Source organism: Alteromonas sp. RW2A1 (assembly GCF_001886475.1).
In the GTDB taxonomy this organism is placed as follows: Bacteria; Pseudomonadota; Gammaproteobacteria; order Enterobacterales; family Alteromonadaceae; genus Alteromonas; species Alteromonas hispanica.
The window spans coordinates 326136-338277 of sequence record NZ_CP018031.1; the positions used below are offsets into that span (position 1 = coordinate 326136).

The window sequence follows — 12142 nt, forward strand, 5'->3', positions numbered from 1 at the left end:
GGTATAGTGCCTGTATAGATAATTACACGCTGCAGATATGTCAGACTCTTTAGACTTCAATCCGGTACAAGCCATTCAGAATGAAGATGCCTGGGTAAGTGTCATCCAGAAAATGGATGAAGCCTATGCGGATCTGGTGCAGTCACAGGTCGAAGTCGAAGAAAAAAACGTTGAGCTGGAAGAGGCCAAAAGCTTTTCTGACAGTATTCAAAGTGCTATGAACGATGTGCTCGTCGTGTGTGATAACGACGGTATCATTGAAGGCGTAAACCGGGCATTAACCGAGCTGGTGGGGGAGTCTGAATCGGCTCTGATTGGTCGTTCTATTTTAACCTTTATCGCCCCGGAGTTGCACGACAAGGTACAGGGCTTTTACGAACGCCTGCGTGCTCAGTCTGTGCGCGACTACGAGCTGGAATTACAGGGCAAGTCGGGCAGTGTACCGTTATCGGTAAATTGTACGGCGCGCTTAAATCACCGCGGTAAGTCTGTGGGCATGGTGCTGGTAGGACGCCCTCTTGGTGAGCTGCAAAGAGCCTATAAAGAGCTTAATATTGCCCATGCTGAATTACAGCTCGCCCAGCAACGACTTATTCAGTCAGAAAAAATGGCTTCTCTGGGTCGTCTGGTGGCAGGTGTAGCCCACGAGCTGAACAATCCCATCAGCTTTGTGTATGGCAACATGCACGTGTTACGTCGTTACACCGATAAACTCAGCACTTACTTTGATGCGGTAGCCAGCGGTGAAAGCCGTGACGCGCTGCGCGAGATGCGTGAAAACATGCGTCTGGAAAAGGCCATCAAAGATCTCAATTCGCTGGTGGATGGCACCATGGAAGGCGCAGACAGAGTAAAAGAAATCGTCAATGATTTACGTCAGTTCTCGTCTGCGCAGGTGTCGGAGAAAGCGTCTTTCGACCTCAGTCACGCGGTGCATACCGCTTTACACTGGATAATGAAAGAAAGTGATTTTGCGGTTGAGGTGGTAGACAACATTCCCCGACCACTGGAAGCTTATGGCCATGCCGGGCAGATCCATCAGGTCGTGGTCAACCTGATCGAAAACGCGGTAGATGCCATGGCTGCTTCCGAGACGCGCAGATTAACCATCAATGCCAGTGCAGATAATGATGGCGTGTTATTGACCATAAGGGATACCGGATCTGGGATCAGCGCCGACGATGCGCCGCAAATTTTTGAGCCTTTTTATACAACCAAACCAGTTGGAATGGGAACAGGCTTAGGTTTATCAATTAGTTATGGTATCGTTTCGCAACATAATGGCGAATTATCCATCGACAATCATATCGATGGCGGTGCAATCGCTAGCCTGTTTTTACCTAACCGGGAGTCCGCTGATGCTTAATCTGTTATGGCTGCAATCCGGTGGTTGCGGCGGCTGTTCCATGTCGTTACTCAATGCCGAATCCCCCGATGTCCTGACCCTGTTTGAAAATGCGGGCATCAATCTGCTCTGGCATCCATCATTAAGCGAAGCCACCGGTGATGAGTGTATTGCCATGCTCGAGGGGATCCTGGCCGGTGACATTATTCTGGATATTCTTTGTATCGAAGGCTCTATGATGACCGGCCCCATGGGCACCGGTAAGTTTCACATATTGGGCGGTACCGGCAAACCTATGATTGAGTGGGTAAAAGCGCTGGCGGATATTGCCCGCTACACTGTTGCCGTTGGTAGCTGCGCGGCCTACGGAGGTATTACGGCAGCTGGTGCCAATGATACTGATGCCACGGGCCTGCAATTTGATGGCGAAATGGCGGGCGGTCTGCTGGGTAAGGATTTTACGTCGCAAAGTGGCGATCAGGTGGTTAATATCGCCGGTTGTCCGGTGCACCCTGACTGGGTTACCGAAACCCTGATGAGCATAGCGCTGGGTGAGCACAATGATGAGCAACTCGATAAGTTTGGTCGTCCGCGTATGTACGCCGATCACCTGGTGCATCATGGTTGCTCCCGCAACGAATTCTATGAATATAAAGCCAGTGCGGTGGATATGGGCGATCGCGGTTGCATGATGGAAAATATGGGGTGTAAAGGCACCCAGGCGCATGCTGACTGTAACAGCCGGCCCTGGAATGGCCAGGGCTCCTGTACCAACGGTGGCTACCCGTGTATTAATTGCACCGCCCCCGAATTTGAAGAACCGGGCCACAGTTTTTGCCAAACGCCCAAAATTGCCGGGATCCCGGTTGGCCTGCCAACCGATATGCCCAAAGCATGGTTTGTTGCCCTGGCGCAATTGTCTAAAGCGGCCACGCCTGAACGGTTAAAAAAGAATGCCATTGCCGAGCAGCTAATTTATCCGCCCACCATTCATAAACGCAAAGGCTGAACCATCAGTATGTGCAGTCAGAGAGTAGCAGTATGAGCCGAATTGTCGCAGGCCCCTTTAATCGCGTGGAAGGGGACCTGGAAATCACCCTGGAAACCGGCGAAGATAAAGTGCAGCGAGCTGAAGTAAACTCGCCGCTGTATCGTGGGTTTGAACGAATTTTACTGGGCCACAAACCCATGGATGCGCTAGTTTATACGCCGCGGATCTGTGGTATTTGCTCGGTTACCCAGTCGGTGGCCAGTGCCCGGGCGTTAGCTGATGCCATGGGACTGAGTATGCCGAAAAACGGCGAGCTGTGTACCAACTTAGTGCTGGCAAGTGAAAACATTACCGATCTGATCACGCATTTTTATCTGTTTTTTATGCCCGATTTTGCCCGCGACACATACGCTGGCGCTAGCTGGTTTGGTGATATTCAGGGGCGGTTTAAAGCCACTGCAGGCTCTGCCTCAACGCAGATGTTGCCAGCTCGGGCCGATTTTCTGCACCTGATGGGGCTGATGGCCGGCAAGTGGCCACACACCCTGAGTTTACAGCCGGGTGGGGTAGCCAAAGCGATTGAGCCCAAAGAGCGCATGCGTTTACTGGCCATCGTTGCCGGGTTTAAGCGTTTTCTCGAAAGTACTTTATTTGGCGATAGTCTGACCACCATTAGTCAGCTTAAAAGCGAAGCCGAATTATGGCAGTGGTATCAGCAAAAGCCCTGGCACAGCTCTGACTTCCGCCGTTTTTTGCATGTGGCTGAAGTACAACAATTACACCAGCTTGGCAGGGCAACGGATCATTTTCTCAGCTTCGGCGCTTATGGTGCTCTTGATGAGCCGATGTGGGCTGCTGGCAGCTACAGAGATGGCCAGACAAGTCCGTTGGATATCGCCCGAATAGTCGAAGATCACTCCCATAGCTGGATGAGTGACACCGACCATCCGCATCCGCCGGCGCAGGGAATTACCCAGCCAACGCTGGATAACGAGGCGGGATACAGTTGGTGTAAGGCGCCCCGCTTAGGTCACGAGGTGGTGGAAGTCGGGCCATTGGCGCGACAGGTAGTTAACGGTCACCCGCTGATGCGAGACATGATAAGCCGCCATGGTGGCAATGTGTTAAGCCGGGTGGTGGCCAGACTGCTTGAAGTGGCCATTGTGGTAGGGCAAATGGAAGAGTGGGTTAAGCAAATTGATCCTACCGCGCCCTTTTGTCATCACGGTGAAATGCCCGCCGAGACCTCCGGCGTTGGCCTGGTTGAAGCAGCTCGGGGCGCCTTAGGTCACTGGCTGGAAGTGAAAAACGGTAAGATCAGTAACTATCAGATCATCGCCCCGACCAGCTGGAATTTTTCGCCCCGGGATCAACACGAACAGCCCGGTGCGCTGGAGCAGGCGGTCGTTGGCGCGCCGGTAATGAACGGTGAGAAAACACCGGTGTCGGTACAACATATTGTCCGCTCTTTCGATCCCTGTATGGCCTGCACGGTGCATTAATGCCACACAGCAAAGGAATGCGCTTACGCGTTAACGGGATTGTTCAGGGCGTGGGTTTTCGCCCGTTTATCTGGCGTCTGGCAACAGAGTTAAAGCTCACCGGGCGGGTTTTCAACGATACCGGTGGCGTTATAGTTGAGCTTAATTGCAGTGCGGCGCAGGCTGGTGAGTTTGCTGAGCTGATGTTGCAGCAGTTACCGCCACTGGCCCGGATTGATGCAATGCATCAAGAGGCGTTGGATTTACCTGTATTTTCATCCTTTGCAATAGACGTATCTCAGTCGGGGATCGTTACTACCGGCTGTGCACCGGATGCCGCTACCTGCCCGGATTGCCTTTCAGAGCTGTTCCAGCCTGGTGATCGCCGTTATCATTATCCGTTTATCAATTGTACCAACTGCGGCCCGCGGCTGAGTATTATCCGGCAAATTCCCTACGACCGTGCCTCCACCACCATGGTGGAATTTACCCTTTGTGCGGCTTGTCAGCAGGAATATGACAACCCGGCCGATCGCCGCTTTCATGCCCAGCCAAATGCCTGCCCTGATTGCGGCCCTCATTGCTGGCTGGAAACACCCGGTGGTGAGCCAGTCGCCAGTGAGACGCCGTTTCAGGCCCTCGGTGAGGCATTACGGGATGGTCAAATCGTAGCGATAAAGGGGATTGGCGGGGTTCACTTAGCGTGTGACGCCACTAATGAACAGGCAGTGAAACGATTACGTGAACGAAAACAGCGCCCCCATAAAGCGCTGGCATTAATGGCCTCGAATATTGAGGCAATCAGGCAGTTTGCCAGAGTTAACGAGCAGGATGAGGCGCTGTTAACGCATCCTGCTGCGCCGGTTGTGCTGTTGTCCCGGCAGGAAAACCCGGAGCAATATAAAATTGCGCCATCGGTTGCCCCTGACAATACGAAAATCGGTGTGATGTTACCCTATTCGCCGGTACATCATCTGCTCCTGGCAGAGGTAGACTTTCCACTGATAATGACCAGTGGCAATCGTTCCGGGGAACCCCAGGCGATCACCAATGATGCGGCTCGCTCTCAGTTAAATAACATTGCCGATGTGTTGCTGTTGCACAATCGGCCAATCCACAACCGCCTGGATGATTCGGTGGTGGTGGCGGGTAAATACGGTACACAAATACTGCGCCGCGCGCGCGGGTATGCGCCTGCCAGCTTACCGTTACCATCAGGTTTCTCTGCCGGGCAGACGCTTATCGCTTTGGGCGGCCAGTTAAAGAATACCCTGTGTCTGATTAAGGATGGCCGGGCGGTGATTAGCCAACATCTTGGCGATCTGCACGATGCCAGTACGTTCGATGAATATTTGCACACCTTGCAGCTTTATCGCGAGCTGTACGAAAACGCTGCTGAACATTACGTCTGTGATATGCATCCGGAGTATCTGTCCACAAAACATGGTGTAAGCTTGGAAGAGCAGGGCAATCACCTTACCCGGGTACAACATCACCATGCGCACATTGGCGCTTGTCTGGGCGACAATCAGTATCCGCTGGCCGGCGATGCAGTACTCGGAATATGCCTGGATGGCACCGGTTTCGGCACCGATGAGACCCTGTGGGGCGGCGAGTTTTTATATGGTGGTTATGCTGCCATGAAACGGATAGCCTCACTAGCGCCGGTCCCCTTAATTGGTGGCGCTCAGGCGATCAAGTCACCCTGGCGGTCGCTGTATGCTCAGCTCCGACAATGCTTCACTGCCGGGCAACTGGCAGAAATGACCGATATTTGCCCACAGTTTGCAGACCCCATGTGCAACAGCTTCGAAAAAATGCTGACAATGCAGTTAAACTGCCCGCTGAGTAGCTCTGCAGGCCGGCTGTTTGACGCCGTTGCGACGGCGCTTGGCTGCGCCCCGGCACAAATCACCTACGAAGGGCAGGCTGCAATCCGGCTGGAATCGCTGGCTCAGACCTGCCAGGAAGATGTTGAACCTTATCATCTCAGGATTACTGATAATCAAGTAGTGCCTCAGGCGATGTGGCAGCAGATTATAACGGATTTACGCCAGGGACGGAGCAAAGCTGCAATGGCAATGGCTTTTCATAAAGGGCTGGTGATTGCGCTTAGTGAGATGACGCTAAAGTTAAAAGCGGCTTACGACTTTACTACCGTAGTGTTATCCGGTGGTGTGATGCAAAATCTGCTGCTTAGTGAGGCGCTGCAGGATACCTTGCAGTCAAGTGGCTTTAAAGTCCTTACGCATCAGCAATTGCCGGCGAATGACGGCGGGATAGCCTTTGGTCAGGCCCTGGTTGCTCTGGCAAAAAATCAATAAAATCAGCTTTATCCGGCATAGCTTCTGCTCTGCCATCCCCTCATTAATTACTGTCTGGAAACACCGTTAACACAGTGTAAACAGACTTTCCGCTTTCCTCTTCTAGTGGTAAGTAGACTTCAGGTAACTCTCTCTCGATTTATTCTAACTTTATGAAAATAAATGGTTTTTGTGGTTGGTCTGTTGTTTGCATTCTGATTTGTGCGTACTAACAAAACACCACGCTGTGTTATTAGAAAAATAATAGCTGAACGCAACTTACATCAGAACAAAAACCAAGACCGATTGGCCGTGCAAATTTGAGGTAAGTGTAACTTCAGCGGTATCACTGCCGGAGGACCGAATGTCCCAATTAGAGACCTTTTACGAAGTCATGCGGCGACAGGGGATTACCCGTCGCAGTTTTCTGAAGTATTGTAGCCTGACTGCTGCTGCATTAGGCCTGGGCCCTGCGTTTGCACCGCGTATTGCCAATGCCATGGAGACCAAGGAGCGTACCCCCGTGCTGTGGCTGCACGGACTGGAATGTACCTGTTGTTCTGAATCCTTTATTCGCTCTGCACACCCCTTGGTGAAAGACGTTGTACTGTCGATGATCTCACTGGATTACGACGATACGTTAATGGCGTCAGCAGGCCATCAGGCCGAAGCGATTCTTGAAGAGACCATGCAGAAGTATAAGGGTAAGTACATCCTGGCTGTAGAAGGTAATCCGCCGCTGAATGAAGACGGCATGTTCTGTATCGTTGGTGGTAAGCCATTCCTTGACCAGCTTAAGCATGCCGCCAAAGACGCGGCGGCCATTATTGCCTGGGGTTCATGCGCCTCATGGGGCTGCGTTCAGGCCGCTCGTCCAAACCCCACTCAGGCGGTGCCTATTCATAAAGTGATAAAAGATAAGCCCATCATTAAAGTGCCGGGTTGTCCGCCCATTGCAGAGGTAATGACCGGCGTAATTACCTATATGCTGACTTTCGGCAAGGTACCGGAACTGGACCGTCAGGGACGTCCGAAGATGTTTTACAGCCAGCGTATCCACGACAAATGTTATCGCCGGCCGCACTTTGACGCCGGTCAGTTTGTTGAACAGTGGGATGACGAGGGCGCGCGAAAAGGCTACTGCCTTTACAAAGTGGGTTGTAAAGGGCCAACAACTTATAACGCCTGTTCAACCGTACGCTGGAACGAAGGCACGTCCTTCCCAATTCAGGCCGGCCACGGTTGTATCGGCTGTTCCGAAGATGGCTTCTGGGACAAAGGTTCCTTCTATGACCGTCTGACTGACATTAACCAGTTCGGTATCGAATCGAACGCTGATGAAGTAGGCACTGCCGTTGCTGGTGGTGTAGGTGCAGCGATTGCTGCCCATGCTGCCGTTAGTGCGGTGAAACGCGCGCAGCATAAGGGAGAACAAGAATAATGAACACGCCGTTAAATTCTAAATTACTCGACAGTTCTGGCCGCCGTATTGTGGTGGACCCGGTGACACGTATTGAAGGTCACATGCGCTGCGAGGTTAACGTTGACGACAACAACATTATCCGCAATGCGGTATCCACCGGCACCATGTGGCGAGGTCTGGAAGTCATTTTAAAAGGCCGTGACCCGCGTGATGCCTGGGCATTCGTTGAACGTATTTGTGGAGTGTGTACCGGTTGTCACGCACTCACCAGTGTGCGTGCGGTAGAAGATGCGCTGGGCATTGATATTCCGTTAAATGCGCACCTTATTCGGCATCTGATGGATAAGACCCTGAATATCCACGATCATGTGGTGCACTTTTATCACCTACATGCGCTGGACTGGGTGAACCCGGTTAATGCGCTGAAAGCCGATCCGAAAGCTACCTCTGCCCTACAGCAGAAAATATCGTCGTCACATCCACTGTCCAGTCCGGGTTATTTCCGCGACGTGCAAACCCGCATTAAGAAGTTTATCGAAAGCGGCCAGTTAGGGTTATTTGCTAATGGTTACTGGAGTAACCCGGCTTATAAACTGCCGCCTGAAGCGGATTTGATGGCGGTGGCGCACTACCTTGAAGCGCTGGATATGCAAAAAGAGATCGTTAAGATCCACACTATCTTCGGCGGTAAGAACCCACACCCTAACTTTATGGTTGGCGGTGTGCCATGTGCGATTAATCTCGACGGTACCGGCTCATCCGGCGCGCCAGTCAATATGACCAGCCTGAACTTTGTGCTGGAGCGTATTCGCGAGGCCGAAGCCTTCATTAAGAACGTTTATATTCCGGACGTGATTGCTATTGCAACGCTTTATAAAGACTGGCTGTACGGCGGCGGTCTGGCTGCTTCTAACGTGCTGAGTTATGGTACGCACACAGTGGTACCGGGCGATAAATCCACCGACCTCATTCCGGCTGGCGCGATTATCAATGGCAACTGGGATGAGATACACCCGGTGGATGTGCGTAATCCGGATGAAATTCAGGAGTTCGTGGACCACAGCTGGTATCAGTATGCTAACGGCGCTAAAGGCCTGCACCCCTGGGACGGTGAAACAGAAGCGAAATTTGAACTGGGGCCAAACTTTAAAGGCACCAAAACAAATATTAAAGAGCTTGATGAAAGCGCTAAGTACAGCTGGATTAAATCACCGCGCTGGAAAGGTCATGCCATGGAAGTGGGCCCGCTGTCTCGCTACATCGTGGCTTATGCTTCTGGCAAAGAGTACGTTCAGGAACAAGTTGACCGCTCACTGTCGGCGTTTAACCAGGCCACTGGTATGGACCTCGGTTTAAAACAGTTCCTGCCTTCAACGCTGGGCCGAACCCTGGCGCGAGCACTGGATTCTGAGCTGTGTGTCGACTCTATGCTGGATGACTGGCATCAGTTGGTCAATAACATTAAAAACGGTGATACCTCTACCGCCAATGTGGAAAAATGGGATCCAAAAACCTGGCCGAAAGAAGCCAAGGGTGTGGGCACCAACGAGGCGCCGCGCGGTGCACTGGGTCACTGGATTAAGATTAAAGACGGTAAAATTGAAAACTATCAGGCAGTGGTACCGACTACCTGGAATGGTTCTCCACGTGATTCAGAAGGCAATATCGGTGCGTTTGAAGCGTCATTGCTTAATACGCCCATGGAGCGCCCTGATGAGCCGGTTGAAATCCTGCGAACTTTACACAGCTTTGACCCGTGTCTGGCCTGTTCCACACACGTAATGAGTGAAGACGGTCAGGAACTGACTAAAGTGAAAATTCGTTAAGAGAGCACTCTGTTGCTCTCTCTGGAGACTCAATTATGTCTACGTCAGTGAAAAGCAAAGCTGTTGAGAGAAGTCAGCTTACGGATAACCATCACAGTGGTGATGAGAAGGTTATCACCCGCCGTCAAACCGCGGTCTATGTTTATGAGGCGCCAGTGCGCTTATGGCACTGGATAACCGTGTTTTCCATCATCACGCTGTGCGTGACGGGGTATTTTATCGGTCAGCCTTTACCCACTTTACCGGGGGAAGCCAGCGATAATTTCCTGATGGGTTACATTCGCTTTGCCCACTTTGCCGCGGCTTACGTGGTAACCGTGGGCTTTATCGGCCGGTTGTACTGGGCACTGGTAGGGAACCATCATTCCCGTGAACTGTTCTTCCCCAAGTTTTTTGTGAAAGCCTGGTGGAAAGAGGTATGGCACGAGGTACGCTGGTACCTGTTTATGGAAAAGACGCCCAAGAAGTACATCGGTCACAACCCGCTGGCACAACTGGGCATGTTCTTTTTCTTCATCCTCGGCATGATCTTTATGATCTTCACAGGCTTTGCGCTTTACAGTGAAGGTGCCGGGCAGGGAAGCTGGCAGGATACGTTGTTTGGCTGGGTGATCCCGCTGTTTGGCCAGAGTCAGGATGTGCATACCTGGCATCGCCTGGGCATGTGGTATCTGATCACTTTTATTATGATCCATGTCTATGTGGCAATTCGTGAAGACATCATGTCACGTCAAAGTCTGATCTCCACCATGATCAGCGGCTGGCGGATGTTTAAGGACGATAAGCCGGATTGAGGCTCCTCAGAGGGATGCAGGCAATTGTTGACCCCGCCTGCGTCCCTTTTTCTTTAACCCATTTTAATGACTATTCTGAGCAACCGGATGACAGCCTTCAATCTCAATGTTCGCAGCCACTGCCTGAGTAGTCGCAAGCCTGAACATCCCGGTATATTTCTTGAGCGTTGTTATCTTAAACCGCTGCATATCAGCCAGTCTGAGCTGGCGCGACTGTTAGGCATATCCCGCCGACGTGTACACGAAATTATCAAAGGCCAACGTGCGATCTCTGCCGATACCGCTATCAGACTGGCCCGACACTTTCAGACTACGCCGATGTTTTGGTTGGAAAAACAACAGCTTTGGGAGCTGTACGATGCCAGCCGCCGATTTGTTAAAGAGGGTGGTTAGTAACTTTCCAATTGGTGAATAGTGTTGTTATATCTATATCCTTTATATTATTGTGGTTACTTGTAACGCCCCCCGTGACACCCCGCCATACGGTGATTCCTGATTTTTTACTAAGTTGGCATGCAACTTGATGTATGTAAATAAAATGTAATTAGCGCAAGCGCCAGAGAGTTTGAGTTTTACACCGTGCAAAGTCGATTGAATGAAAAGCAAATACTTATTTTGGGCATTGGCAATGTGTTATGGGCCGATGAGGGGTTTGGTGTTCGCTGTGTTGAGGCGCTCAACCAGAATTACGAGTTTGGCGAAAACGTAAAGATCATGGATGGCGGTACCCAGGGCATTTATCTGGTACAGCATGTTCAGGAAGCCGATGTGCTGGTGGTGTTCGACGCTATTGATTACGGCCTTGCACCAGGCACCTTAAAAACCATCTATAACGACGAAGTGCCTAAATTTATGGGCGCTAAACAGATGAGTCTGCATCAGACCGGTTTTCAGGAAGTGTTAGCCATGGCCGAGTTTACCGGTCATTACCCGGCAGATTTGTTGCTGGTGGGGTGTCAGCCGGTTGAGCTGGAAGATTTTGGCGGCAGTTTGCGCGAAGAAGTAAAGGCGCAGGTGCAACCCGCTATCGACATTGCGCTGGCCTACCTGACGCAGTTTGGTATTTCTGCGCAACGAAGCGCGGGGACGTCGCAGGCACTGGCGCCGGGTCAGTTAAACCTGAGTGAGTATGAGCAGGGCCGCCCGGATGAGCAGGCAGCCTGCCGTACCGGTGATAGCCGTGTCATAGGCAGTGCTGTAGGGGAAAGTACCAAGTAATGTGTATTGGCGTGCCGTTTCAGGTAATTCACACCGACAGCCACAAGGCTTACTGTCAGCGTGGCGCAGAGCAGCGCTGGATTGATATATCGCTGGTGGGCGATGTAGTACCAGGTGATTGGTTGTTAGTCTTTTTAGACGCTGCCCGGGAAGTGCTCACTGAAGCGCGGGCACAACAGGTGGAAGAGGCCGTCAGCGCTATAGAACGGGTGATGTGCGGGCAAAGTGTTGATCTCGACGATTGCTTTAAAGATCTGGTCGAGCGCGAGCCTGAGCTACCAGACCATTTAAAACCGCTTTTAAAATAACACAAGATAAGAGAACACTATGAACTCACCGCTGATCAATCGTCTTATCGACGAGTTAGGTTACCCTTTACTCGATGACGATAATTTTGAAGGTTTCATAGAGCAGACACCAATTAGTGTACTGTTTTTAACCGAAGATCCTAAACGCTTTCCGGAAAGCCTGGATGTAGCTGTGATCCTGCCAGAGCTGATCAAACAGTTTCCTCAGCTTACCCCGGCGGTGGTATCTGAAGATATTCAAACCGCCTGTCGCGGCCGTTATAACTTTATGGCGTGGCCGGCACTGGTGTTTCTTAAGCATGGCCAGTATCTCGACGCCATTACCAAAGTGCAAAACTGGGATGACTACGTACACGAAATCAATCGAATTCTGACGCTGGAGCCCCGCCCTGATCCGGGTATCGGTATTCCGGTAGTGTTTAATCCGGTGAGTAAAAGTTGCGGACAATAGGG

The 12142-nt window shown here is 51.5% G+C and carries 11 protein-coding genes; all 11 read left to right on the forward strand.

The annotated features are described in order from the left end of the window. Positions 1-37: 37 nt before the first annotated feature. The 11 genes from BM528_RS01510 (at position 38) to BM528_RS01560 (ending at position 12140) form a co-directional block, all read left to right on the forward strand. Positions 38-1366 carry a PAS domain-containing sensor histidine kinase gene (locus tag BM528_RS01510; protein WP_071978375.1) on the forward strand — a complete coding sequence of 443 codons (1329 nt, stop codon included), beginning with the start codon at positions 38-40 and terminating at the stop codon, positions 1364-1366. Continuing rightward, positions 1359-2354 carry a HupU protein gene (locus BM528_RS01515; RefSeq protein WP_071978376.1) on the forward strand — a complete coding sequence of 332 codons (996 nt, stop codon included), beginning with the start codon at positions 1359-1361 and terminating at the stop codon, positions 2352-2354. Before BM528_RS01510 ends, BM528_RS01515 begins: the two co-directional genes overlap by 8 nt. A 32-nt stretch (positions 2355-2386) precedes the next feature. Further along, positions 2387-3838, forward strand: a complete 1452-nt coding sequence (locus BM528_RS01520) for a nickel-dependent hydrogenase large subunit (protein WP_020745474.1) — start codon at positions 2387-2389, stop codon at positions 3836-3838. Then, entirely contained in the window at positions 3838-6141 is a 2304-nt protein-coding gene (gene hypF, locus BM528_RS01525) for a carbamoyltransferase HypF (protein ID WP_071978377.1), read from the forward strand. The genes BM528_RS01520 and hypF overlap by 1 nt, the downstream gene beginning before the upstream one ends. Before the next feature lie 343 nt (positions 6142-6484). After that, positions 6485-7561: a hydrogenase small subunit gene (locus BM528_RS01530; protein ID WP_020745478.1), complete on the forward strand. Its 1077-nt coding sequence runs from the start codon at positions 6485-6487 to the stop codon at positions 7559-7561. Beyond that, complete coding sequence (locus BM528_RS01535) at positions 7561-9369, forward strand: nickel-dependent hydrogenase large subunit (protein ID WP_020745479.1); 1809 nt, start codon at positions 7561-7563, stop codon at positions 9367-9369. Before BM528_RS01530 ends, BM528_RS01535 begins: the two co-directional genes overlap by 1 nt. A gap of 35 nt (positions 9370-9404) precedes the next feature. Next, a complete protein-coding gene (cybH, locus tag BM528_RS01540; RefSeq protein WP_071978378.1) occupies positions 9405-10163 on the forward strand; it encodes a Ni/Fe-hydrogenase, b-type cytochrome subunit in 759 nt (252 codons plus the stop codon). Positions 10164-10250: 87 nt separating this feature from the next. After that, positions 10251-10556 (forward strand): HigA family addiction module antitoxin, encoded by a 306-nt coding sequence (locus BM528_RS19010; protein ID WP_020745481.1) that lies wholly within the window; start codon positions 10251-10253, stop codon positions 10554-10556. A 198-nt stretch (positions 10557-10754) separates the two neighbouring features. Next, complete coding sequence (locus tag BM528_RS01550; protein WP_071981095.1) at positions 10755-11381, forward strand: HyaD/HybD family hydrogenase maturation endopeptidase; 627 nt, start codon at positions 10755-10757, stop codon at positions 11379-11381. After that, entirely contained in the window at positions 11381-11689 is a 309-nt protein-coding gene (locus BM528_RS01555) for a HypC/HybG/HupF family hydrogenase formation chaperone (protein WP_020745483.1), read from the forward strand. The genes BM528_RS01550 and BM528_RS01555 overlap by 1 nt, the downstream gene beginning before the upstream one ends. Positions 11690-11708: 19 nt before the next feature. Next, positions 11709-12140, forward strand: a complete 432-nt coding sequence (locus tag BM528_RS01560) for a hydrogenase expression/formation protein HoxO (protein ID WP_020745484.1) — start codon at positions 11709-11711, stop codon at positions 12138-12140. Positions 12141-12142 lie beyond the last annotated feature (2 nt).

Bases quoted from the DNA above. Each gene is read 5' to 3' on its own strand.
- BM528_RS01510 (WP_071978375.1), top strand. From the start codon at position 38: ATGTCAGACTCTTTAGACTTCAATCCGGTACAAGCCATTCAGAATGAA.
- BM528_RS01515 (WP_071978376.1), top strand. From the start codon at position 1,359: ATGCTTAATCTGTTATGGCTGCAATCCGGTGGTTGCGGCGGCTGTTCC.
- BM528_RS01520 (WP_020745474.1), top strand. From the start codon at position 2,387: ATGAGCCGAATTGTCGCAGGCCCCTTTAATCGCGTGGAAGGGGACCTG.
- hypF (WP_071978377.1), top strand. From the start codon at position 3,838: ATGCCACACAGCAAAGGAATGCGCTTACGCGTTAACGGGATTGTTCAG.
- BM528_RS01530 (WP_020745478.1), top strand. From the start codon at position 6,485: ATGTCCCAATTAGAGACCTTTTACGAAGTCATGCGGCGACAGGGGATT.
- BM528_RS01535 (WP_020745479.1), top strand. From the start codon at position 7,561: ATGAACACGCCGTTAAATTCTAAATTACTCGACAGTTCTGGCCGCCGT.
- cybH (WP_071978378.1), top strand. From the start codon at position 9,405: ATGTCTACGTCAGTGAAAAGCAAAGCTGTTGAGAGAAGTCAGCTTACG.
- BM528_RS19010 (WP_020745481.1), top strand. From the start codon at position 10,251: ATGACAGCCTTCAATCTCAATGTTCGCAGCCACTGCCTGAGTAGTCGC.
- BM528_RS01555 (WP_020745483.1), top strand. From the start codon at position 11,381: ATGTGTATTGGCGTGCCGTTTCAGGTAATTCACACCGACAGCCACAAG.
- BM528_RS01560 (WP_020745484.1), top strand. From the start codon at position 11,709: ATGAACTCACCGCTGATCAATCGTCTTATCGACGAGTTAGGTTACCCT.